The sequence below is a fragment of the Bradyrhizobium sp. DN3 genome, assembly GCF_041357655.1.
Lineage (GTDB): Bacteria > Pseudomonadota > Alphaproteobacteria > Rhizobiales > Xanthobacteraceae > Bradyrhizobium.
This window is the reverse complement of record NZ_JAULLN010000008.1, coordinates 186798-209910: the sequence shown is the minus strand read 5'-3', so window position 1 is coordinate 209910 and position 23113 is coordinate 186798. Positions and strand designations below refer to the sequence as shown.

The following is a 23113-nucleotide window of genomic DNA, read 5'->3' as shown; positions in this document are numbered from 1 at the left end:
AGGTGGCCGGCAACGAGCATCACGGACATCACCACCATGATCACGTCGGCCATTCGCATGATCATGGTCACGACCACGGCCATGCTCATGGCCACAGCCACGGGCACGCGCATGTCCATGCGCCCGCCAACTTCGGCAAGGCGTTCGCGATCGGCATTTCGCTCAACACCGCGCTGGTCGTGGCCGAAGCCGTGTACGGCTATATCGGCAACTCCACCGCCTTGCTCGCGGACGCCGGCCATAACCTTTCCGACGTGCTCGGCCTGGTCGTGGCTTGGGGCGCGTCGATCGCGGCAAGGCGCGCGCCGAGCGGCCGCTTCACCTACGGCCTGCGCGCCTCGACGATTCTTGCGGCGCTGGCGAATGCGGTGTTCCTGCTGGTCGCAACCGGTGCCATTGGCTGGGAGGCGATTTTGCGCCTGCGCGCGCCGGAGCCGGTCGCCGGCGTCACGGTGATGGTGGTGGCCGGCATCGGCATCCTCATCAACAGCTTCACCGCCATGCTGTTCGCGCGCGGGCGCAAGGACGACATCAACATCGAAGGCGCGTACTTGCACATGGCCGCCGATGCCGCGGTCTCGCTCGGTGTCGTGGTCTCGGCGGCGCTGATCATCTGGACCGGCTGGCTCTGGCTCGATCCCTTAACCAGCCTCGTCATCTGCACCACCATCCTCTGGAGCACGACCAGTTTGTTGCGCGGCTCCATCGACATGTCGATGGCGGCCGCGCCCAAGGGCACCGACCTCGCCGCGATCAGGGCGTTTCTCCTCGCGCGGCCGGGCGTCTCCGGGATCCACGATCTCCACGTCTGGCCGATCTCGACCACCGAGACGGCGCTGACCTGCCACCTCGTGATGCCCACTGGGGCCGGCGACGCATTCCTGATGGAGACCGCGCAGCTGCTCAAGACCTCATTCCGCATCGGTCACACCACGCTTCAGGTCGAGACGCATCCCGACAACGGCTGCGCGCTGGCGCCGGATGATGTGGTGTGAGGCGCTCTATCTCCACATCGTCATTGCGAGCGCAGCGAAGCAATCCAGAAATGCGTCGGTGGAGGGACTCTGGATTGCTTCGTCGCAAGAGCTCCTCGCAATGACGGCGGAAAGAGAGTCCTACGCCGCCTTCGCCGTCACGATCCAGATCGCGCCCTGCAACGTCACCGACTGCCCCTTCAGGAACGGCGCGAGCATGTCGCGGATCGAAGCCTTGGCGGCCGCGTACGTCTCGGGCGGATGCCCCTGTAGCGCGCGGCTGGCGGGGCCGATCTGGAGCGCGCCGTCGACGGCGGCATCGAGGCCACCGCCGATCGCGATATCCATCGCGAGATTGTGCGGCTCCATTGCCACGTCCACGAAGCCGGCACCTCTCAGGATGCGTATCACGCGCTCTTCTGATGCAAAGGCGAACGGGCCCGGCTCCTCCGGTCCGACCGGCGGCATTTTCGGCACGTGCTTGTAGACCGCCATCAGCGGCGCCATCATCCACGGATTTTCCTTCGGCTCGCGCCAGCAGGCGAAGGCAAGCCGCCCGGACGGCTTCAGCGCACGGCGGAGATTGGTGAAGGACGCGATGGGATCGGCGAAGAACATCACGCCAAAGCGCGAGGCGAGCAGATCAAAGCTCGCCGGCTCGAACGGATGAACGGTCGCATCCGCCAGCACGAAATCGAGCGGCAGGCCCTTCGGCGCCAACGCGCGCGCCTGCGACAGCATCGGATCGGAGACGTCGAGGCCGAGCGCAAAGCCATCAGGCGCCACCGCCCTCGCGAACGCGACCGTCGTTGCACCCGAGCCGCAGCCGACGTCGATCACGCGCTCGCCCGGCTTCGGCTTGGCACGATCGATCAGCGCGTCCGCGATCGGCCCGAGCAGCGTCTCCTGCACCGCATGACGATCAGCCCAGCGCTGTCCGCTTGGGCCGTTCCAATAGGCGATCTGGTCGGCGTTGAGCTCGTGTCCGCTTGACTGTTCCATCAACCCTCTCCGCGACAGGGCCGAACGTCCGCGCCCGGCCCAAGACGCTTATCCACATGTCCTTCCCTGCTGCAAGGCCGATTTCAACGCGGCGGCCGAGGCTGATGTGCCAAGCCAAGTTGACACAGCCAAGCGGCCCTGCGCTAACTCAGGGAACAGGAGAAAACCCCTTGAAGTCGGAACGATCAATCGGCATCGATTGCCTGCGCGCAATCTCTATCATATGGGTGCTACTCTATCATTTCGTCCCGGGTCAGGCCTTCAGCCGGGGCACGTTCGGTGTCCTGCTGTTCTTCATCATCAGCGGCTATTGCATCGCGTTCAGCGCTGAGACGTCGCAATCGGCGTGGCACTTCTATGCCAAGAGGCTCGGCCGCCTGCTGCCGGCGTTGATTGTTTGTGGCCTGCTGACGACTCTGTTCAAGATTCTCATGCCCGAGCTGGTCGAAGCGGGCCGTGGGGTGAACTGGTTCGATTACGCCTATACGCTGATAGCTCTTCCGACGCTCAACGTCCTTCACGTCGACTATCATCTGCCCGACGGCGCCTATTGGTCATTGCAGATCGAGTTTCAGTTCTACCTCTTCTGCTTCATGATGATGGCGCTGGGGCTCAAGCAACGCCTTTGCTTTGCGTGGTGACCATCTTCCGGACCCTGACCACCAGCACGGACTATGCCACGTCCAACGATCTTCCCGTTCTTCATTGCCGGCATGAGCGTGGCGGCCCTCGTCAGGGGGCGCAGCAGGGAAGCGATCATGGGAATCGTCGTCGCGTTCTCGCTCGAGCTCTATCATCTGTATTTCAACGTCAAACAGCCGTCGATGGCGATCGAGATGTACCGGTCGCTGCTGCTGTGGTCCGGCACCGCCGCGGTCTATCTTGCCGCGCGTTATGACCATGTCCTGCTTCGATCGTTTCGCGCCTTGGCCGTTCCCTTGGCGTTCATCGGGGTCATCAGCTATCCGCTCTACCTGCTGCATCAGGACATCGGGAACATGATCCTTCATTGGGCCCACATTGGCCGGGACCACAGGTCGGCCCTGCTCATTCGCGCCGTCGTGCTGCCGGGTTTCCTCACGGGCATAGCCTGGCTGGTCTATACATTTGTCGAGAGGCCCACGCTCAAGCCGCTGACCGCCTTCCTGACTCACCCGCTCGCCTGGCTTCGCCAATGGCAGCCGGCGGCAGTCAAATCCTCCGCCGCGCCAACGCCGGCGACGTCATGCCCCAGGACTTGCCAATCCGATAGCGTCCTTGCCAGTCCGATAGCGTCGGCTTTCGCGCAGGCAGGCGCGGCAGCAATATCGATAGATGAGATCCAGCAGAGTACGCATCGGCCAACCCACCGTTGTCGCTTGCGGCTTGATATGGCCTACGGCGGGGCAGCCCCCTGTGACATTGGTCACATAGCGGGCTTTGCCTTGGTGGCATGCTCCGACTACTCTGGTCACATTGCGATTTGGGGCTGCAATGGGCGCGATTCGGATTTTCGTATTTCTATTGGGCGCATTCTATCTTGGCTGCGGACCGGCACAGGCGGACAAGCGCGTCGCGCTTGTCATCGGCAATTCCGCCTACAAGAGCGTGCCACCGCTGACCAACCCGGTGAACGACGCCTCGCTGGTCGGCGGCATGTTCAGGAAGGCCGGGTTCGACACCGTGGATGTCAAACTCGACCTTAGCGTCGTCGACATGCGCAAGGCGCTGCGCGAGTTCGGAGCCAAGGCCCGCGAGGCCGATGTCGCGGTGATCTACTATGCGGGCCACGGCATCGAGCTGGACGGCAACAATTATCTCATACCCACTGACGCCGCGCTGGAAACCGACACCGACGTCTTCGACGAAGCTTTCCCGCTCGACCGGGTGTTGTTCGCCATCGAGCCGGCCAAGCAGCTTCGGCTCGTCATTCTCGATGCCTGCCGCGACAACCCGTTCGCCAAGACGATGAAGCGTACGGTCGCCGCACGCGCCATTGGCCGCGGCCTCGCCAAGGTCGAGCCGACCAGCCCGAACACCATGATCGCCTTTGCGGCCAAGGCCGGCTCGACGGCCTCGGACGGCGACTCCAGAAACAGCCCGTTTGCAGCAGCGCTGGTCGAGCGCCTGCCGACGCCGGGGCTCGACCTGCGCAAGGCCTTCGGATTCGTGCGCGACGACGTTCTCAAGAACACCGGCTACAAGCAGGAGCCGTATGTGTACGGCTCGCTCGGCGGCGATGACGTGTCGCTGATCCCCGCCAAGCCGGTCGCCGCAGGACCGCAAGCGAGCCCGCAGGATGCGATCCGCCGGGACTACGAACTGGCGCTGCAGGCGGGAAACCGGGACGCCTGGGAGGCCTTCCTGCAGGCCTACCCCGACGGCTTCTATGCCGGCCTCGCCCGCGCCCAACTGAAGAACGTCGCGGCCGAAGAGGCACGCGCCGCTGCCGCCGAGAAGGCGCACCAGGCAGAAGACGCCAAGGCCCGGCTCGCCGCCGAGCGCGCCACCAAGGCCGAACAGGAGAAGGCAGCAGCCGCAGCCAAGGCGGCCGAGGAGAAGCGTCTCGCCGCCGAGAAGGCCAAGCAGGTCGAGGAAGCCAAGGCAGCCGCAGCCGAGCAGCGCCGGAAGGAAGCCGAGGCAGCAGCGGCAAAGGCACTCGCGGACAAGCAGGCAGCCGAGAAGGCGCTGGCCGAGAAGCTCGCGAGCGACAAGGCCGCCGCCGAGTTGGCCGCGAAGCAGGCCGCCGAGAAGCAAGCCGCCGCCAACGCGGAGCAGAAGGTCGCAGCCGTAGTGCCCTCTTCGATCCCACCAGCGATGTCGCCGCAGGACGAAGCTGGTGCAGTCCGAACTCCGTCGCGTCGGCTGCCTGACTGCTTCGGCTGATGGTGACTGGAATGCGTCGTCACAACGCTCACTGACGTTGTTCAACAAGTATGCCGGCACCAAGTTCGACGCCAAGCTGGCGAGCTTCGATGCGCTGGACGCGATCAAGGCCAAGCCGGGCCGCGTCTGCCCGCTGATTTGCGACCGCGGCTTCAGGGCCGACGGCGACGCCTGCGTGAAGATCGCCTGCCGCGCGGGCTATCGCGTCAATGACGACAACGAGTGCGAGAAGGTGCAGGAGAAGAAGCCGATAGCGACCCACGACGCCCCCAAGCAGCGGGATGAGGAGCGCAAGCAGGTCGAAACCGCACCGACGAAGCCTCAAGCGTCAGGACAAATTATCTGCGGCCCAAGTGGCTGCCGACCCGTTTCGAAAGGTTGTCGACTTGGCAATGTGAAAAGCGGCGGCTCAGGCAATATGATCGCGGGCGCTCAAGTCGAAATATGCAATTAAGAATTGTTGATCGATTTAGCTCGCGAAGCGAGCGAAGGCTGTTGGGCGGTCACGGATTCGAACCGCAGACCCTCTCGGTATCAACGAGATGCTCTAACCAGCTGAGCTAACCCCTTGCCGTGGGCATCACCGGGCCCGGCGCAGCGGGTCTCATCTTTGCGCATTGCGGCCGCATTGGTTTCACCGAACGGCCACATCGGAATCAGATGCCAACCAGATTTCCTCGATAGATTCGCCGTTCCTCAAACTTGGAAAGGCATGACCATGCGCAGCTTCACGGCATCCGTCATCGTTGCAGCTCTCTCCCTGGGAACACCTGCTCTGGTGCAGGCACAGGGCGCATCGTCACAACCCGGCGCGGAACAGCCGTCCTCTGAATCCAGCACGGTGATCCGGAGCATACAGGTCGTGGACGTCAAGGAATTGCAGCCGGCGGTGCGCGCGAAAGTCGATGAACTCGTGGCGCAGACAAGCGAGCAAGACATCCAGTCGCTTCGGAAGTCCATCGACGCCACACCGCAGGCAGCCTCCGTGCTCAAGGCCAAGGGCTTGAGTTCGTCCCAAGTCGTCGCGATCAACATCGCCGACGGTGTTCTGACGATGTTCACCAAGACGGCCTGACATCCGACGGGAGTTGAGACGCCGCACGGCGGCCGCGAGCACGATCGCCGCCTCCTCGGCCTGGCGACAGATCCGCGCCGAGGATCGCCCTGCAGCGGCCTGCTGCAGGGCTGCTCGTGTCCAGCATGAAAACCCTGACCAGGCCGCAAACTGGAGGCCAGTTCGCGGCACGCTCGGCTCTTGCTTCCGCACCCGCCGGGGCGCTAAAGAGGCGCACTTGAAGGCGCAATTGGGCGGTTAGCTCAGCTGGTTAGAGCATCTCGTTTACACCGAGAGGGTCCGCGGTTCGAATCCGTGACCGCCCACCAGCCTTCGCCTGCTTCGCAGCTACGGCTTGGCAACCGAGGCGCTCATTGGTGCGAAGCTGGCGAAGGCTTGTCGCGAGCCAACCTCAATCCTTCGGCCTCCCCGGCAGCCCCGGCACCGCATCGATCCAGACCGCGGCCGACTGGCACCAGATCTGCCGGACCGGCCTGAGAGCGTCGCGCTGACGGATGCTGCCCCAGCGGATGCCCCAATCGTCGGCGTCATCGCCCTCGCCGCTCGTGAACAGCGGGGAACCGCAATCGGCGCAGAAGTGCTGGAAGCGCATGCGGCCGTTCTCGCCCCGCTTGCCGTAGATCTTTGGCGTGCCGCCGGTCAGGCGGACGTCCGCTCCGGAACAGACGGCCGTCACGCGGAACGGCGAGCCGGTCAGCGTCTGGCAGTCGGTGCAGTGGCAGACCGAGACCTGCTCGGGATCGATGTCGGCCTCGAAGGTGATCTTGCCGCAATGGCATTGCCCGTCGATCTGCATCGCCCTCGTCCCTTCAAAAACAAAAACGGCGCCCGAAGGCGCCGTTTTATCATCTTTCACTGAGCCTCAGTGAGCGGTGAGGCCGCCGGCGGCTTCGTCCCCATCCGGCTTTACCGTCACCTTGGTGTCCTCTTCCCAGACGATCGGCACCGGCTTCTTCACCAGCGCCTTGGCGACGACGTCATCGAGGCGCGAAACCGGGATGATCTCCATGCCGCCCTTGATCGCATCGGAAATCTCCGTGAGATCCTTGGCGTTGTCCTCGGGGATCAGCACCGTCTTGATGCCGCCGCGGGCAGCTGCCAGCAGCTTCTCCTTCAGACCACCGATCGGCAGCACGCGGCCGCGCAGCGTGATCTCGCCGGTCATCGCGACATCGTGGCGGACCGGAATGCCGGTCATGACCGAGATGATCGCGGTGGCCATGGCGACGCCCGCGGACGGACCGTCCTTCGGCGTCGCGCCCTCCGGCACGTGCACGTGGATGTCGCGCTTGTCGAACAGCGGCGGCTCGACGCCGTAGTTGATCGCACGCGAGCGGACGTAGGACGCCGCCGCCGAGATCGACTCCTTCATCACGTCGCGCAGATTGCCCGTGACCGTCATCTTGCCCTTGCCGGGCATCATGACGCCTTCGATGGTCAGCAGCTCGCCGCCGACATCGGTCCAGGCAAGGCCGGTGACGATGCCGACCTGCGGCTCGCTCTCGATCTCGCCGAAGCGGTATTTCGGAACGCCGAGCAGCTCTTCCAGAGTCTTCTCGGTGACCTTGACCGACTTCTTCTTGGAGATCATCAGCTCCTTCACCGCCTTGCGGGCGAGTGTGGAGAGCTCACGCTCCAGATTGCGCACGCCCGCTTCGCGGGTGTAACGGCGGATCAAAAGCAGCAGCGCGTCGTCGTCGATCGAGAACTCCTTGGAGTCCAGGCCGTGCTTGGACACCGCGTTCGGGATCAGATGCTTGCGCGCGATCTCGACCTTCTCGTTCTCGGTGTAGCCCGCGATCCGGATGATCTCCATGCGGTCCATCAGCGGGCCGGGAATATTGAGCGTATTCGCGGTCGTGATGAACATCACGTTGGACAGATCGTAGTCGACCTCGAGATAGTGGTCGTTGAAGGTCGCGTTCTGCTCGGGATCGAGGACCTCGAGCAGCGCCGAGGACGGATCGCCGCGGAAATCGGCGCCCATCTTGTCGATCTCGTCCAAGAGGAACAGCGGATTGGACGACTTCGCCTTGCGCATCGACTGGATGATCTTGCCCGGCATCGAGCCGATATAGGTGCGGCGGTGACCGCGGATCTCGGCCTCGTCGCGCACGCCGCCGAGCGAGACGCGCACGAATTCGCGCCCCGTCGCCTTCGCGATCGACTTGCCGAGCGAGGTCTTGCCGACGCCGGGAGGCCCGACGAGACACAGGATCGGCCCGGTCAGCTTGTTGGCACGCGACTGCACCGCGAGATACTCGACGATACGTTCCTTGACCTTCTCGAGCCCGTAATGATCGGAGTCCAGGATGGCTTGCGCTGCTTCCAGGTCCTTCTTGACCTTGGACTTCTTGTTCCACGGGATCGACAGCAGCCAATCCAGATAGTTGCGCACGACGGTCGCTTCCGCGGACATCGGCGACATCTGGCGCAGCTTCTTCAATTCATGCTGCGCCTTCTCGCGCGCTTCCTTGGAGAGCTTGGTCTTGGAGATCTTCTCTTCGAGATCGGCGAGCTCGTCGCGACCGTCGTCGTCGCCGAGTTCCTTCTGGATCGCCTTCATCTGCTCGTTGAGATAATACTCGCGCTGGGTCTTCTCCATCTGGCGCTTGACGCGCGAGCGGATGCGCTTCTCGACCTGGAGCACCGAGATCTCGCTCTCCATCAGGCCCAGCACCTTCTCGAGGCGCGTGGTGACGGACAGCGTCTCCAGGATGCCCTGGCGGTCCGCGATCTTGACCGCGAGATGCGAGGCGACCGTGTCGGCGAGCTTGGCGAAATCAGTGATCGCCTGCACGACTCCGACGACCTCGGCCGAGATCTTCTTGTTGAGCTTCACATAGCTCTCGAAGTCGGACACGACCGAGCGCGCCAGCGCCTCGGCCTCGACCGACTTCGCGTCGGTGTCGGCGAGCGCGACGGCGGTCGCTTCGTAATAGTCGGCGCGATCGGTGTATTTCTGCACGCGCGCACGCTCGAGCCCTTCGACCAGCACCTTCACGGTGCCGTCGGGAAGCTTCAGGAGCTGGAGCACACTGGCAAGCGTACCGGTCTCGTAAATCGCATCGGGCGCCGGATCATCGTCGGACGCGTTCTTCTGCGTCGCCAGCATGATCAGCGCATCGTTCTTCATCACCTCTTCGAGCGCGCGGATCGACTTCTCGCGGCCGACGAAGAGCGGCACGATCATGTGCGGGAAGACGACGATATCGCGCAGCGGCAGCACGGGATAAGCGTGCGTTGCGCCATGAACGATGGTTGGCCGGGGTTTGGGATTAGTCATGGCCTTTTCCTTTTGCTTTGCCCCCTCGCACGCAGCCCGCTGATCATGCGCAACCGCCACGAGGTGCCGAGGTGATCCGCAGAACCGGTCGGTCCTTTTGCGAGTTGGACCGGCTTGCCGGATCGGAACTGAGGCGAATCTTGAAGAGAATTTTCGCTCGCCCGCCGACATTAGGTGGCTATCGACCCGGGGGGTGTCAAGTCATCGAAAAACGCGCGCCATCAGGCGCTTACGCACGCAGGTAAGCGACGCAACACCGGCTGCGGAGATACATTTCCGCAGCCCTCCTTGATCAGACAATTGGAGCGTTCCAGCGCCGAAAAAATCAGGCGCTGGCATTCTCGACGGCGCGATCGGACCGATCGGCGTAGATGTAGAGCGGACGCGCCGTGCCTTCCACGACTTCTCGCGAAATCACGACCTCTTCCACACCTTCCAGGCCCGGCAAGTCGAACATGGTCTCGAGCAAGATCGCCTCGAGGATCGAGCGCAGGCCGCGCGCGCCGGTCTTGCGCTCGATCGCCTTGCGGGCGACCGCGCCAAGCGCCTCGTCGGCGAAGGTCAGCTCGATGTTCTCCATCTCGAACAGCCGCTGGTACTGTTTCACCAGCGCGTTCTTCGGCTCGGTGAGGATCTTCTTCAGCGACGTCTCGTCCAGGTCCTCGAGCGTCGCCACGACCGGCAAACGACCGACGAACTCAGGAATGAGGCCGTATTTCAGAAGGTCCTCGGGCTCGACGTGACGGAAGATCTCGCCGGTACGGCGGTCCTCCGGCGCGAGCACCTGGGCACCGAAGCCGATCGAGGTCGACCGCCCGCGCGCCGAGATGATCTTCTCGAGGCCGGCGAAGGCGCCGCCGCAGATGAACAGAATGTTGGTGGTATCCACCTGCAGGAACTCCTGCTGCGGATGCTTGCGGCCGCCCTGCGGCGGGACCGAAGCCACCGTGCCTTCCATGATCTTGAGCAGAGCCTGCTGCACGCCCTCACCCGACACGTCGCGCGTGATCGAAGGATTGTCGGACTTGCGGCTGATCTTGTCGATTTCGTCGATGTAGACGATGCCGCGCTGGGCGCGCTCGACATTGTAGTCGGCGGACTGAAGCAGCTTCAGGATGATATTCTCGACGTCCTCGCCGACATAGCCGGCTTCGGTCAGCGTCGTCGCGTCCGCCATCGTGAACGGCACGTCCAGGATGCGGGCGAGCGTCTGCGCGAGCAGCGTCTTGCCCGAACCGGTCGGACCGATCAGCAGGATGTTCGACTTCGCGAGCTCGACGTCGTTGTGCTTGGTCTGGTGATTGAGGCGCTTGTAGTGGTTGTGCACCGCGACCGACAGGACCTTCTTCGCATGGCTCTGCCCGATGACGTAGTCATCAAGCACCTTGCAGATTTCCTTCGGCGTCGGAATGCCGTCGCGCGACTTGACCAGCGAGGATTTGTTCTCCTCGCGGATGATGTCCATGCAGAGCTCAACGCACTCGTCGCAGATGAAGACCGTGGGACCCGCGATCAGTTTGCGGACTTCGTGCTGGCTCTTGCCGCAGAACGAGCAATATAGCGTGTTCTTGGAGTCGCTCGTGCCGACCTTACTCATTCATGTCTCCGTCCGCGGTTCGATCCCGTTCCGCTCGATCGCTCCATTCCGACACAATGGCCGGCATGAAGCTTAAGTAGAGCAAATTCCGTACCAAAAAAGACCCTACGCGTTACATCCCGTGCGAATCACGGTCGCTCGATTCTCCGCGATCATAGCCGATCAATCGTAGCCAACCATGCTGTCACCCGACTATCAAGAATTCGCTAATCGGGGCTCGCCGGCTACCCGTGACAATACCGTGATTTCTGGTCTTGGCACGAGCGAAGTGATCGAAATCACCCCGGCGTTGCTGGATTGCCACGAAAAACAAGCACGAAAGCGGAACTTTCCGCCTGTCGCAGGGCGCAAAACCGCGTTGTGCGGCGCGCGCACGCGCCCTTAACGTGAACACCGCCCTGACGCTACGCGGCGATCCCGAGGGATCGCCGTAACGCCCCGGTAGTGCTATAATGGAGCTTTCGCCGGCGTCGGCTCCTCGGCGCGCTTGTCAATGACCTTGTCGACCAGACCGAACTCCTTGGCGTCGTTCGCAGTCAGGAACTTGTCGCGTTCCAGCGCGTCCTCGATCGACTTGTAGGTCTGCCCGGTGTGCTTCACGTAGATCTCGTTGAGCCGCTTCTTCAGGTTCAGGATTTCCTGAGCGTGCAGCATGATGTCGGTGGCCTGGCCCTGGAAGCCGCCGGAGGGCTGGTGCACCATGATGCGCGCGTTCGGCAGCGAGAAGCGCATGTCCTTCTCGCCGGCGGCAAGCAGCAGCGAGCCCATCGAGGCCGCCTGTCCCGTGCACAGCGTCGAGACCGGCGGACGGATGAACTGCATGGTGTCGTAGATGGCAAGGCCCGACGTCACCACGCCGCCCGGCGAGTTGATGTACATCGAGATTTCCTTCTTCGGATTTTCCGCCTCGAGGAACAACAGCTGCGCGACGATCAGCGTCGACATGCCGTCCTCGACCGGACCGGTCACGAAGATGATGCGCTCCTTCAACAGGCGCGAGAAAATGTCGTAGGCGCGCTCGCCACGGTTGGTCTGCTCGACCACCATGGGCACGAGGTTCATGTAGGTTTCAACCGGATCGCGCATGAGTCACCTAGGGTTTCGGAGACGGACATCGCCAGGCTGGCTGCCAGTTTGGCTGGATTTGCCGGAAGGCGGATGGACGTCCTGTGATGCAGGAACTTGGTAGAGACAGAACATTGGGTACAGGGTGTACCGACAGATATAGCCCAATTCGCGCCTGACAAGTGCGGAGCGCATTAAGGCTTAACCCGTCGGGCAGTTGAAGCTGATTCGCGCAAAGAGGCCCAGCCGACCATCTGGCTAGCTGGGCCCCTTCGCTGATCATCCTTAATGGAAGGCTTTCTCAAAGCCTTCAGGCAGCGCTCTTTTCCGCCTCGTCATCCTTGTAGAGCTCCTCGCGCGAGACCTTCTTCTCGGTCACCTTGGCGAGCTCGAGGATGAAGTCGACGACCTTGTCCTCATAGATCGGTGCACGAAGCTGGGCCAGCGCCTGGGCGTTGTTGCGGTAATAGTCCCAGACTTCCTTCTCGCGGCCGGGCATCTGGCGCGCCCGCTCGATCACGGCGCGGCCGACCTCGTCGTCGGTCACGGTGATCTTGTTCTTCTCGCCGATCTCGGAGAGCACGAGGCCGAGGCGCACGCGGCGGTCGGCGATCTTGCGGTACTCTTCCTTGGCGGCGTCTTCAGTGGTGTTCTCGTCGGCAAAGGTCTTGCCGGCAGAAGCCATCTCGGCCTTGACCGAGTTCCACATCAGATTGAACTCCTCGTCGACCAGCGAGGGCGGCGCATCGAAGCGATGCGCTTCGTCGAGGCGGTCGAGCAGCGCGCGCTTGACGCGCTGACGCGTCGCGGTCGCGAATTCGGCGGCCAGCCGCTCGCGCGCGGCTTCCTTGAGCTTGTCGAGCGATTCGAGGCCGAGCGTCTTGGCGAACTCGTCGTCGATCGCGAGATCCTGCGGCGCCTCGATCAGCGTCGCGGTGGTCTCGAACTCGGCCGGCTGGCCGGCGAGCTTGTCGTTCATGTAGTTCTTCGGGAACGACACTTTCAGCGTGCGCGTCTCGTTGGCGCCGATGCCCGTCAGCTGCTCCTCGAAGCCCGGGATGAAGGTGTTGGAGCCGATCAGGACCTGGATGCCCTCGCCGGTGCCGCCCTCGAAGGCCTCACCGTTGATGGTGCCCTTGAAGTTGATGGTGACACGATCGCCGGAGGCGGCCTTGGCGCCCTCGCCTTTGGCGGCAAAGGTCCGGTTGGAATCGGCGATGCGCTTGATCGCCTCGTCGACGTCGGATTCGGTGACGTCGACGACGGGTTTCTCGACCTCGAAGGTCTTGAAGTCGGCGAGCGCAATGGCCGGCACCACCTCGATCGCGACGGTGTAGGTCAGATCGGTCTTGCCGCTCAGCAGCTCCTCGACCTCGGCCTGCTCGGTCGGCATGGTGATCTTCGGCTCGGTCGCGAGGCGGAAGCCGCGCTCGGAGAACAGCTGCGTGTTGGTGTCGCGGATGGTCTGGTCGATGGTCTCGGCCATCACTGAGCGGCCATAGACCTTCTTCAGGTGACCGACCGGCACTTTGCCGGGACGGAAGCCGTTGAGACGGACCTTGTCCTTGAGATCGACGAGCTTGGCATCGGCCTTGGCGTCGAGATCTGACGCAGGGACGCTGATCTTGAACTCGTGCTTCAAACCTTCCGAGAGGGTCTCTGTGACCTGCATGGCGTCCAATCTTCTTCTCGTTCGGTCCCGGCGCGCATGCGTCGGGACGCTGTCATTAATCGATCCGACGCGAGGCAAACGCCTCAACGCCGGTGGTTCATTGGACCGGCTCCAAGCGGACAAAATCCGCGCGGAAGCAGGTCTCGTAATCCGTGCAAACGCTGAAAGCGCTTGGTGCGGGCGGAGGGACTCGAACCCCCACAACTTTCGTCACTGGAACCTAAATCCAGCGCGTCTACCAGTTCCGCCACGCCCGCGTGAATTTGCATCAAGACCGGCCGCGATGCCGCGGGCGGCCGGGCTTATAGCATGTGCCTGACTGTTCGCAGCAAAAAAATGGCCGGTTGGAGGCAAGCTTCAAGTAGGCACGACGGCTGGACTTATCCAGCGCGGCGTGGTCCGGATCGGCCATGACAATGCGGATTTTTGACCCGAGCCGACGCGAGGTTTTGGCCGGACTTTTGACCGGACTTGGCGCCTCGGCGGCCGGGCTGATCGGCGGTGGCGCAGGCCCGCTCGTGACCGCCCAGCTCGCGCTCCAGGCACGACCGGCCACGCTGGCCTTGACGCCGGGTCAGCCGCCGACACCAATCTGGGAGCTGGCCGCGGTAAGCCACCTGGGAAACGTCCGTCTCAAGCGCGGCAACCGCTGCGAGGTGGTGTTCCGGAACGAGCTGCCTGTGCCACTTGCACCAGTCTGGTACGGCCTGACCGGCCCGGCCACTTCCGATCCTCTCCGGGGGCGCGCGCCGACCGCCCCGGACACGACTGAAACATCAATTATTTCAATACCTAATGCAGGAACCCTGCTGGCCGACTTCCGCCTCTTCGAGGACGGCCTGAAGCAACCCGCGCGCCCGCTTCCGATCATCGCCGAGGAGACAGATCGGGTCGCTGTCGATCGTGACGAGGTTTTGCTGATCGAGGAATGGCGCGTGCGGCCGGATGGGACCGCGCTTCCCCCGGGGCGCGATCCCAAGGACACGACGCCGTTCTATACGATCAACGGACAGACTTCATTCGAACTCTCAGCCGCGGCCAATGAGCGGCTGCGGCTGCGCTTTATCAACGGCTCCCAACGTACTGTTCTGGCGATCAAATTGGAAAGCCACGACGTACGCGTGATGGCCCTGGACGGACAACCGGCCGAGCCGTTTTCGGCGCGCAGCGGGGCGCTGGTGCTGGCCCCGGGCGCGCGGGCCGACGCGTTTGTGGACGCGGCCACGTCGGCTCCATTCCTGCTGCATGACGGCAAGGAGGCCCGCCAGGTCGGCAGCCTCTCGGTCACAGGCAGGCTGGAGCGGCGCGCGCCGCCAGTGCCGCCACAGCCGCTCCCTTCCAATGACCTGCCCGATCAACTCGATCTGAGAGGCGCCCTGCGGTTCGATGTCGCGCTCGGCGCAGCCGACGCCGGCTGGACGCGGCCCGTCAATTTCTCCACCGCCTCCGCCCCGACCTTCCGCACCAAGGCCGGCCGCACGATCGTGCTGGCCCTGAAGAATCCCGCCCCGGTCACGACCGTGTTCCACCTGCACGGCCACCATTTCCGCCTGCTCGACAAGCTCGACGACGGCTGGAAGCCCTACTGGCTTGATACGCTCGCGATCGAGCCCGGCCAGACCCAGCGCATCGCATTCGCCGCAACCTCACCCGGACGATGGCTGATCGAATCCGTCCTGACCGACTGGGCTGCCCCGCGGCTCGTGCGCTGGTACGCGGTGGAGTGAGCGCCTATTGGCGCGTCCAGAGATAGCGAGCGTCGGGCTCATTCTCCTCATTCCGTGCCGCGTCGGTCTGCTCGACCAGCGCGAAGGCCCGCGCCTCATAAAAGCGCCGCGCCAGCGCGTTGCGCTGGAAGGTCCAGAGCTCGAGGCGATCGCAGGCCTCTTTGGCAACGCCGAGGAGTTCGGTACCGACACCACGACCCTGGGCAACCGGAAGCACGTAGAGCTGCTCGATCCAGCCCTCACGGAGCGCAATGATCCCGCTGAGCACTTCGTCGTCGAAGCGTCCCCACACGCGGCAGGTCGAAAAGACACGCTCGCGGTAGAACCAGCGGTCCTCGTCCGGCCTGTGCAACCCGGCGAGCCACGGCATCGCCTGGTCGAACGCAATCCGATGGACCTGGGCGGCCGCATCCATGTCCGCGAGCGCGAGCTGCCTCAGCACTAGTACTCCACCCCGAGCGCGTCATAGATCCGCCGGTGCACGGCCGGCAGCGTCTCGGTGAGGTCTTCCGCGATCAGCCCCGGCCCCGCTTCGCTTCCTGCCTCGCCATGCATCCAGACGCCGATGCTGGCGGCCTCAAACGCCGGCACGCCTTGCGCCAGGAGGCCTGCGATGATGCCCGAGAGCACGTCGCCGGCGCCGGCGGTGGCGAGCCAGGGCGGCGCGTTGGCGGCGATGGTGGCGCGGCCGTCCGGGGCGGCGACCGTCGTGTCCGGTCCCTTCAGCAGCACCACGGCGCCGCAGCGCTCGGCGGCGGCGCGGACGCGCTCGAGCTTGGACCGGCCGGGATGCTTGTTGCTGAGATCCGAGAACAGCCGCGGAAACTCGCCCTCGTGCGGGGTCAGCACCACCGCATTGTCCTGCGAGGACCTGATCGATTCGAACAGCCTCTCTGGCTTTGCGGCAAAGCTCGTCAGCGCGTCCGCGTCCAGCACCAGATGCCGCTGCGCCGTCAGCGCGGTATGAACGAGATCGCAGGTGCGCTCGCCGACCCCCGCGCCGGGGCCGATCATGCAGGTGTTATAGCGCTTGTCGCCGAGGAGCTCGCCGAACTCGATCGCGGTGTCGACCGGGCGAACCATCACCGCGGTCAGCGCGCTGGCATTGATCGCGAGCGCATCGCGCGGGCTCGCCAGCGTCACGAGGCCCGCGCCGGCCCGCAGCGCCCCGCGCGCGGCGAGCCGCGCAGCGCCGGTCGCGGCTGCGTCACCGGAGACGGCCACCACATGGCCTCGCGCGAATTTGTGGCCGTCGATGCGCGGAACTGGAAAGGCGGCGCCCCAGAAATCCGGATCGTTCTCGAAGAGCTGCGGGGCGATCTCGTCCAGCACGCTTGCGTCGATGCCGATGTCGGCTACGCGCACACGGCCGCAATGCATGCGGCCCGGCAGCAACAAATGCGCCGGCTTCTTGCGGAAGAAGGTCACGGTCTCCGTGGCATTCACGGCCGCGCCCATCACGGCGGCGCTGGTGCCGTTGATGCCGCTCGGCAGATCGACCGCCAGCACCAAGGCGCCGTTGCCGTTGATCGCCTCGATCATGGCGCGCGCCTCGCCGTCGACGGCACGGCTGAGGCCCGCGCCGAACAGGGCATCGATGATCAGCGCCGGCTTTCCGATCGCCTGCGGATTGAACGGGAGCACCGGGTGCTTCCAGCCGCGTGCGGCGGAAGCGGCGTCACCCTGGAGCTGGTCGCGCTCGCACATCAGGATCACCGAGACCTCGCGGCCCTGGGCGGCGAGCTCGGCGGCTGCGACAAAACCGTCGCCGCCATTGTTGCCCGGGCCGGCGACGATCAGGATCGGCCCCTCCTCGACCAGCGCGTTGGCCGCCTCGGCGACCGCCTGGCCGGCGCTGAGCATCAGCTTGAAGCCGGGCGTGCCTGCCGCGATACTGAGCTGATCGGCGCGCTGCATTTCAGCGTTGGTCAGAACTTCCATGCCACTTCCCTGGTCCAAACGCCCGTTCAACGGGCACGTTCCGCGCCGACCCATCCCACGGAACAACGATCTGCACATATATTGAACCGTTTGCCTATTTCGTAGTCTGCGGTATTTTGGGCCAGTCGGCGCCACCTATCAGATTGTGCTCGTTAAAAGGCTGATAACGCTCCAATAATCAGGGCATTTGCAACTTGGCATAGACCCTGCTTTCGAGGAAGCCGCTTCGGTTTGTCGTGCTCACTGGCATTCATCAGGGTGTGGCCGGCCGTTGTTGCCGGGCTGGTCAGGATCCCGGCATAGCGAAGACAAGATCGTGCGTGACAAAGCGCATCCTGACGAAGACGTTGCTATTTGATCGAGAGGCCGGGAGGCGCGCAGTGAAGAAAATCGAAGCCATCATCAAGCCATTCAAGCTCGACGAGGTGAAGGAAGCGCTTCAGGAAGTCGGTCTTCAGGGCATCACCGTCACCGAAGCCAAGGGCTTTGGCCGGCAGAAGGGTCACGCCGAGCTCTACCGCGGCGCAGAATACATCGTCGACTTCCTGCCCAAGGTGAAGATCGAGATCGTGATCGGCGACGATCTGGTCGAGCGCGCCATCGAGGCGATCCGCCGCGCCGCGCAGACCGGGCGCATTGGGGACGGCAAGATCTTCGTCTCCAACGTCGAAGAGGCGATCCGCATCCGAACCGGCGAATCCGGGCTGGACGCTATCTGAGCCGGGTGCTATCCCGCATTTTGCGACACTCTGACAGGAAATAAGGCTGCTTCGGCGGCCTGATTTCGTTTGTGCGGTCGCGCCAAACTCGCCCAAGCGAGAATAATCTTGCTCATCTGGAAACCGACCCGCAGAGCCAAAAGGGGTATGCATGAAGACCGCCAAAGACGTCCTGAAATCGATCAAGGACAACGACGTCAAATACGTCGACCTGCGCTTCACCGATCCGCGCGGCAAGTGGCAGCATGTGACGTTCGACGTCAGCATGATCGATGAGGACATTTTCGCCGAAGGGACGATGTTCGACGGCTCCTCGATCGCCGGCTGGAAGGCGATCAACGAGTCCGACATGTGCCTGATGCCCGATCCGGTGACTGCGACGATCGATCCGTTCTTCGCCGAGACCACGATGGTCATCACCTGCGACGTGCTCGAGCCGACCACCGGCGAGCCCTACAACCGCGACCCCCGCGGCATCGCCAAGAAGGCCGAGGCGATGGTGAAGTCGATGGGCGTGGGCGACACCGTCTTCGTCGGCCCCGAGGCCGAGTTCTTCGTGTTCGACGACGTGCGCTTCTCCTCGACCCCCTACAACACCGGTTTCCGCCTCGACTCCTCGGAGCTGCCGACCAACTCCGACACTGAATATGAAGGCGGCAATCTCGGCCACCGCGTCCGCACCAAGGGCGGCTACTTCCCGGTTCCGCCGCAGGACTCCGTGCAGGACATGCGCTCGGAGATGCTCGGGGCCATGGCCAAGATGGGCGTCAAGGTCGAGAAGCATCACCACGAGGTCGCCTCCGCCCAGCACGAGCTCGGCATGAAGTTCGACACGCTGACGCTGATGGCCGACCACCTCCAGATCTACAAATACTGCATCCACCAGGTCGCGCACATCTACGGCAAGACCGCCACCTTCATGCCGAAGCCGGTCTATGGCGACAACGGCTCGGGCATGCACGTGCACCAGTCGATCTGGAAGGAAGGCAAGCCGGTGTTCGCCGGCAACAAATACGCCGACCTGTCGGAGACCTGCCTCCACTACATCGGCGGCATCATCAATCACGCCAAGGCGATCAACGCCTTCACCAATCCCTCGACCAACTCCTACAAGCGTCTGGTCCCGGGCTATGAGGCCCCCGTGCTGCTCGCCTACTCCGCGCGCAACCGCTCGGCCTCCTGCCGCATCCCCTACACCGCTTCGCCGAAGGCCAAGCGCGTCGAGGTGCGCTTCCCCGATCCGCTCGCCAACCCCTATCTCGGCTTCGCCGCGATGCTGATGGCCGGTCTCGACGGCATCAAGAACAAGATCGATCCGGGCCCGGCGATGGACAAGGATCTCTACGACTTGCCGAAGGAAGAGCTGAAGCAGATCCCGACGGTGTGCGGCAGCTTGCGTGAAGCCCTCGAGAATCTCGACAAGGACCGCGCCTTCCTCAAGGCCGGCGGCGTGTTCGACGACGACTTCATCGATGCCTATATCGAGCTGAAGATGACCGAAGTCGAGCGCTTCGAGATGACCCCGCATCCGATCGAATTCGACATGTACTATTCGGGTTGATCGGCCCGAACGCCATACGGCAAGCAAAAGGCGCTCCGAAAGGAGCGCCTTTTCGTTTGGGCTGTTGGGTCTGTAGGGTGGGTTAGCTGGCGGCTGCGCGAAGCGCAGTCCGCTGGCGTAACCCACCATGCTTCAGCAAATGCGGAACGAAGTTGGTGGGTTACGCCTAGCGATTTGCGCTTCGCGCAACCCGCTGAGCTAACCCACCCTACAAGATACGAGCCAGCCGCTACCACGTTGCCGTGAACGCCCGCTGCAGCTCAGCCGGCCCTGTCACGCCGCTCGCGATCAGCAACTGGGTGAGGACGCGCGCCTTCTGGGGATTGAGGTCCTCGGACACGACGAACCCATTCTTGTCGTCGTCGACCTCGACGTTTCGGGTGACGAAGCCGGAGCGGACCCGCGTCGAACGGACGACGATGATGCCCTTCTTCGCCGCCGCTTCGAGCGCTTCGAGGGCGGGCTTGGACGTATTGCCGTCGCCGACGCCGGCGAGCACGACGCCCTTGGCGCCGTGCGAGATGGCATCCTCGATCGGAACGGCGTCCATGTTGGCGTGAGAGTAGACGATCGCGACGCGCGGCAATTGCTCGCCTGCCGGCAGCTGATAGGTCGCGCGCTTGAGGCCGGCGGCCTGGGTCATGAAACGGATGCCGCCGGCGGTGTCGACATAACCGATCGGCCCGTCATTGGACGTATTGAACGTCTCGATGCTCGTGGTGTTGGTCTTGGTGACCGAGCGGGCGCCCTGAATCTTGTCGTTCAGCACGGCCATGACGCCCCGCCCGCGCGAGCGCGGATCGGCGGCCACCTGCACCGCCTCATAGAGATTGCCGGGGCCGTCCGCACTCACCGCCGTGGCCGGCCGCATCGAGCCGACGATCACCACCGGCTTGTCGCCGCGCACCACGTTGTCGAGAAAGAACGCGGTCTCCTCCAGCGTATCGGTGCCATGGGTGATGACGACGCCGTCGGCTTCATTCTTGTCGAAGGCCTCCTGGATGCGGCGGGCCAGCGCAAACCAGACCTTGTCGTTCATGTCCTGGGATCCGATCGACGAAATCTGCTCGGCGTTCAGCTTCGCCAGCTTGTCCAGGCCCGGCACCGACTGCATCAGCTGCTCGCCCGTGATCTGGCCGGATTTGTACGCACCCGTCGCGCGCGGGTCGGCCTGGCCCGCGATGGTGCCGCCCGTCGCCAGCACGAGAATGCGGGGCAGATTGGCGGCAGGGGTGTCCTTGCCGGGCTCTGCGGCCTGCGCCGCTCCGCCGATCGGCCACGAACAAAGTGCGAAGGCGACCAGCGGAACGGCAAGCATGAATGTCCGGCGTTGGCGGCGGCTTGGTGGGCTGACGGCGTGCTTGGTCATCGAATGTTGCTCCCGTTTAAGTAGGCATCAACATTCGACACGCCCATTTGGGCCGAAGATGGGTCATCTTCGCCACTTACCCCTAGGGGTTGTTAGGCCGCGGCATCAAATGATCGAGCAAGCCCGTCGGCAGCGGAAACACGACGGTCGATGACCGTTCACCGGCGATGTCGTGCAGAGCCGCGAAATAACGCAGCTGCATGGCCTGAGGCTCCTGCGCGAGGATCCGGCCGGCTTCGACGAGCTTTTCGGCGGCCTGCTGCTCGCCCATCGCATTGATCACCTTGGCCCGCCGCAAGCGCTCGGCCTCAGCCTGTTTGGCAATCGCGCGCACCATGGTTTCGTTGATATCGACGTCCTTGATCTCTATGCCGGTGACCTTGATGCCCCAGACGTCAGTCTGCTTGTCGAGGATCTCCTGGATGTCGGCGTTCAACCTGTCGCGCTCGGCAAGCATCTCATCGAGCTCGTGCTTGCCGAGCACCGAACGCAACGTGGTCTGGGCGAGCTGGCTGGTGGCCGCCATGTAATCACCGACCTTGATGATGGCGCGCTCGGGGTCGACGATGCGGAAGTACAGAACGGCGTTGACCTTGACGGACACGTTGTCTCGCGAAATCACGTCCTGCGGCGGCACGACCTGCACCATCACCCGGAGGTCGACCTTGACGAGTTGCTGCACGATCGGAATGAGGATGATGAGGCCGGGGCCCTTCACACCGGTAAAGCGGCCGAGCGTAAAGACGACACCGCGCTCATATTCGCGCAGGATTCGAATGGCCTGGGACAGAAATATGACGACTAGCAGCGCGAGCGCCGCATAGGTCAGATATTCCAGCATCATGATGTACCTCCCTCACCGGTCCTCGCCGGTGCGCGCCGTATCAGCAGCGTCAGGTCGACGACGCTGGCAACTTCGACCGTCTCTCCGGGCTCGAACGTGTCGGCGCCGCGCGCCTGCCAGCGTTCACCATGGGCGAACACATGACCCTCGTTCCCGTTCCAGTCGAGAATTTCGGCGGACAAGCCTCGCATGGCCTGCGCGCCGACCCGTTCAGGAGCCTTGGCGGCCCGCCGAAGCGAACCAAGCACGACCAGTGCAAAGCCGACGAACACAGCTGTAGTGATGCCGATCACCCACCACGACAGCTGGTAGCCGGGCGCCTCGACCCTGAACAGCATCAGCGCACCTAGCACGAAAGCGATGATCCCTCCGAGACCGATCACCACCGTCGGATTGAAGGCTTCGACGGTGAGAAGCACGAGTCCGACCAGCATCAGGGCGAGGCCGGCATAGTTGATCGGCAGCAAGTTGAGCGCATAGAGGCCAATCAGCAGGCAGATCGCGCCGACGACTCCGGGAGCGACGGCTCCGGGAGACATGAACTCGAAGATCAGACCGTAGATGCCGACCATCAGGAGAATGAACGCCACGTTCGGATCGGTGATGACCGCCAGGAAGCGGGATATCCGTCCCGGCTCGATGGCTTCGACGACCGCATCCTTCGTCGCGAGGCGTTGCGTCTTGCCGCCTGCAACCTCCACCACTCGGCCATCGAGCTGCCTCAGCAATTCAGCCTGGTCCCGCGCGACGAGATCGATGGCATGGGCCTCCAGCGCGCCATTGGCAGAGAGAGTGGCGGCCTCGCGGACCGCCTTCTCCGCCCAGTCCGCATTGCGGCTGCGCAGCTCGGCGAGGCTGCGGATAAAGGCGACGGCATCGTTCGTGGCCTTCGCCGTCATCGCATCCTTCGGCTCGTCCTTCTTGTCTTTGCCATCCTTGTCGGGTGTGCCGCTCGGCAGGCCCGGCAGCGGCCCGCCAATCTGGACCGGCGTCGCCGCACCGATATTGGTGCCTGGTGCCATCGCCGCGATATGGGTCGCATAAAGGATATAGGTCCCGGCACTCGCCGCGTGGGCGCCGGAGGGAGCGACGTAGCCGATGACGGGGATGGGCGAGGCGAGCACATCCGCGATGATCTCGCGCATGCTCGAATTGAGACCGCCGGGCGTGTTCATTCTCAGAAGCACGATCTCGGCGCGCCGTTCGCTGGCCTTGGCCAAAGCCTCCCGCACGTAGCTGGCTGACGCAGGGCCGATGGCCCCGTCGATCGAAACAATCAGAGCAAGGCGGCCGCTCTCCTCCGCTGAGCTGGGAAGGAGGCAGCAGGTCAATGCCACGACGGTGATCGCCGCAACGAGGGCCGCCTTCATGGTTTGCACGGCAAGGGCTCCCTTGCAGAGCATATGGTGTTCCCCT

18 protein-coding genes, 3 tRNA genes and 1 pseudogene are annotated in these 23113 nt (G+C 63.8%); 9 read left to right on the top strand and 13 right to left on the bottom strand.

Annotated features, from left to right (window positions below; genetic code table 11):
* Positions 1-2 precede the first annotated feature (2 nt).
* A complete protein-coding gene (locus AAE027_RS14655; protein WP_370985979.1) occupies positions 3-995 on the top strand; it encodes a cation diffusion facilitator family transporter in 993 nt (330 codons plus the stop codon).
* Positions 996-1115: 120 nt separating this feature from the next.
* Here the strand turns inward: AAE027_RS14655 and AAE027_RS14650 are convergent, their stop codons facing one another.
* Positions 1116-1976, bottom strand: a complete 861-nt coding sequence (locus tag AAE027_RS14650; RefSeq protein ID WP_370985977.1) for a class I SAM-dependent methyltransferase — start codon at positions 1974-1976, stop codon at positions 1116-1118.
* 170 nt (positions 1977-2146) lie between these two features.
* Between AAE027_RS14650 and AAE027_RS14645 the strand changes: the two genes are divergently transcribed.
* The 3 genes and pseudogenes from AAE027_RS14645 to AAE027_RS14635 all read left to right on the top strand — a co-directional run bounded on the left by AAE027_RS14645 (position 2147) and on the right by AAE027_RS14635 (position 5295).
* Complete coding sequence (locus tag AAE027_RS14645) at positions 2147-2617, top strand: acyltransferase family protein (protein WP_370985975.1); 471 nt, start codon at positions 2147-2149, stop codon at positions 2615-2617.
* Between the two features lie 117 nt (positions 2618-2734).
* Positions 2735-3661, top strand: coding sequence for an acyltransferase family protein (locus AAE027_RS14640; RefSeq protein WP_370985973.1), 927 nt, complete (start codon positions 2735-2737; stop codon positions 3659-3661).
* Positions 3564-5295: pseudogene (locus AAE027_RS14635) on the top strand (caspase family protein). The gene AAE027_RS14640 and the pseudogene AAE027_RS14635 overlap by 98 nt, the downstream one beginning before the upstream one ends.
* 42 nt (positions 5296-5337) lie before the next feature.
* Here the strand turns inward: AAE027_RS14635 and AAE027_RS14630 are convergent.
* Positions 5338-5408 (bottom strand) — tRNA-Ile (locus tag AAE027_RS14630).
* A 145-nt stretch (positions 5409-5553) separates the two neighbouring features.
* On the opposite strand from AAE027_RS14630, the gene AAE027_RS14625 reads away from it, so the two are divergent.
* Both AAE027_RS14625 and AAE027_RS14620 read left to right on the top strand, forming a co-directional pair.
* Entirely contained in the window at positions 5554-5916 is a 363-nt protein-coding gene (locus tag AAE027_RS14625) for a hypothetical protein (protein WP_370985972.1), read from the top strand.
* 231 nt (positions 5917-6147) lie between these two features.
* A tRNA-Val gene (locus tag AAE027_RS14620) sits at positions 6148-6224 on the top strand.
* A gap of 83 nt (positions 6225-6307) precedes the next feature.
* On the opposite strand, the gene AAE027_RS14615 is transcribed toward AAE027_RS14620, so the two are convergent.
* The 6 genes from AAE027_RS14615 to AAE027_RS14590 form a co-directional block, all read right to left on the bottom strand.
* Entirely contained in the window at positions 6308-6712 is a 405-nt protein-coding gene (locus AAE027_RS14615; protein WP_370985970.1) for a GFA family protein, read from the bottom strand.
* 66 nt (positions 6713-6778) lie between these two features.
* Positions 6779-9202 carry an endopeptidase La gene (gene lon, locus AAE027_RS14610; RefSeq protein ID WP_091899076.1) on the bottom strand — a complete coding sequence of 808 codons (2424 nt, stop codon included), beginning with the start codon at positions 9200-9202 and terminating at the stop codon, positions 6779-6781.
* 325 nt (positions 9203-9527) lie between these two features.
* Complete coding sequence (clpX, locus tag AAE027_RS14605) at positions 9528-10799, bottom strand: ATP-dependent Clp protease ATP-binding subunit ClpX (protein ID WP_025576640.1); 1272 nt, start codon at positions 10797-10799, stop codon at positions 9528-9530.
* Positions 10800-11246: 447 nt separating this feature from the next.
* Complete coding sequence (locus tag AAE027_RS14600) at positions 11247-11885, bottom strand: ATP-dependent Clp protease proteolytic subunit (protein WP_128946185.1); 639 nt, start codon at positions 11883-11885, stop codon at positions 11247-11249.
* A 289-nt stretch (positions 11886-12174) separates the two neighbouring features.
* Positions 12175-13536 carry a trigger factor gene (tig, locus tag AAE027_RS14595; protein WP_091893360.1) on the bottom strand — a complete coding sequence of 454 codons (1362 nt, stop codon included), beginning with the start codon at positions 13534-13536 and terminating at the stop codon, positions 12175-12177.
* A 172-nt stretch (positions 13537-13708) separates the two neighbouring features.
* Positions 13709-13793: transfer RNA gene (locus AAE027_RS14590), tRNA-Leu, on the bottom strand.
* Positions 13794-13946: 153 nt separating this feature from the next.
* On the opposite strand from AAE027_RS14590, the gene AAE027_RS14585 reads away from it, so the two are divergent.
* Complete coding sequence (locus AAE027_RS14585) at positions 13947-15263, top strand: multicopper oxidase family protein (RefSeq protein ID WP_370985968.1); 1317 nt, start codon at positions 13947-13949, stop codon at positions 15261-15263.
* A gap of 4 nt (positions 15264-15267) precedes the next feature.
* On the opposite strand, the gene AAE027_RS14580 is transcribed toward AAE027_RS14585, so the two are convergent.
* Entirely contained in the window at positions 15268-15705 is a 438-nt protein-coding gene (locus AAE027_RS14580) for a GNAT family N-acetyltransferase (protein ID WP_370985966.1), read from the bottom strand.
* Entirely contained in the window at positions 15705-17204 is a 1500-nt protein-coding gene (locus AAE027_RS14575) for an NAD(P)H-hydrate dehydratase (RefSeq protein ID WP_370985965.1), read from the bottom strand. Before AAE027_RS14575 ends, AAE027_RS14580 begins: the two co-directional genes overlap by 1 nt.
* A 380-nt stretch (positions 17205-17584) precedes the next feature.
* Between AAE027_RS14575 and AAE027_RS14570 the strand changes: the two genes are divergently transcribed.
* Both AAE027_RS14570 and glnA read left to right on the top strand, forming a co-directional pair.
* Positions 17585-17923 carry a P-II family nitrogen regulator gene (locus AAE027_RS14570; protein ID WP_091893396.1) on the top strand — a complete coding sequence of 113 codons (339 nt, stop codon included), beginning with the start codon at positions 17585-17587 and terminating at the stop codon, positions 17921-17923.
* A 151-nt stretch (positions 17924-18074) separates the two neighbouring features.
* The gene (gene glnA, locus AAE027_RS14565; protein WP_370985964.1) at positions 18075-19484 is read left to right on the top strand and encodes a type I glutamate--ammonia ligase; all 1410 of its coding nucleotides are present in this window, start codon (positions 18075-18077) and stop codon (positions 19482-19484) included.
* Between the two features lie 229 nt (positions 19485-19713).
* Here glnA and AAE027_RS14560 read toward each other — a convergent pair whose 3' ends face one another.
* From AAE027_RS14560 to AAE027_RS14550, 3 genes are all read right to left on the bottom strand, one after another.
* Entirely contained in the window at positions 19714-20853 is a 1140-nt protein-coding gene (locus AAE027_RS14560; protein ID WP_370985963.1) for an asparaginase, read from the bottom strand.
* Positions 20854-20935: 82 nt separating this feature from the next.
* A complete protein-coding gene (locus AAE027_RS14555; protein WP_128933410.1) occupies positions 20936-21697 on the bottom strand; it encodes a slipin family protein in 762 nt (253 codons plus the stop codon).
* A complete protein-coding gene (locus AAE027_RS14550) occupies positions 21694-23076 on the bottom strand; it encodes an NfeD family protein (protein ID WP_370985961.1) in 1383 nt (460 codons plus the stop codon). Before AAE027_RS14550 ends, AAE027_RS14555 begins: the two co-directional genes overlap by 4 nt.
* Positions 23077-23113: the final 37 nt, after the last annotated feature.

Coding starts and splice junctions, on each gene's coding strand:
- tig (WP_091893360.1), bottom strand. CDS start 13,536: ATGCAGGTCACAGAGACCCTCTCGGAAGGTTTGAAGCACGAGTTCAAG.
- AAE027_RS14600 (WP_128946185.1), bottom strand. CDS start 11,885: ATGCGCGATCCGGTTGAAACCTACATGAACCTCGTGCCCATGGTGGTC.
- AAE027_RS14575 (WP_370985965.1), bottom strand. CDS start 17,204: ATGGAAGTTCTGACCAACGCTGAAATGCAGCGCGCCGATCAGCTCAGT.
- AAE027_RS14560 (WP_370985963.1), bottom strand. CDS start 20,853: ATGACCAAGCACGCCGTCAGCCCACCAAGCCGCCGCCAACGCCGGACA.
- AAE027_RS14640 (WP_370985973.1), top strand. CDS start 2,735: ATGGGAATCGTCGTCGCGTTCTCGCTCGAGCTCTATCATCTGTATTTC.
- clpX (WP_025576640.1), bottom strand. CDS start 10,799: ATGAGTAAGGTCGGCACGAGCGACTCCAAGAACACGCTATATTGCTCG.
- AAE027_RS14585 (WP_370985968.1), top strand. CDS start 13,947: ATGACAATGCGGATTTTTGACCCGAGCCGACGCGAGGTTTTGGCCGGA.
- AAE027_RS14625 (WP_370985972.1), top strand. CDS start 5,554: ATGACCATGCGCAGCTTCACGGCATCCGTCATCGTTGCAGCTCTCTCC.
- AAE027_RS14650 (WP_370985977.1), bottom strand. CDS start 1,976: ATGGAACAGTCAAGCGGACACGAGCTCAACGCCGACCAGATCGCCTAT.
- glnA (WP_370985964.1), top strand. CDS start 18,075: ATGAAGACCGCCAAAGACGTCCTGAAATCGATCAAGGACAACGACGTC.
- lon (WP_091899076.1), bottom strand. CDS start 9,202: ATGACTAATCCCAAACCCCGGCCAACCATCGTTCATGGCGCAACGCAC.
- AAE027_RS14615 (WP_370985970.1), bottom strand. CDS start 6,712: ATGCAGATCGACGGGCAATGCCATTGCGGCAAGATCACCTTCGAGGCC.
- AAE027_RS14555 (WP_128933410.1), bottom strand. CDS start 21,697: ATGATGCTGGAATATCTGACCTATGCGGCGCTCGCGCTGCTAGTCGTC.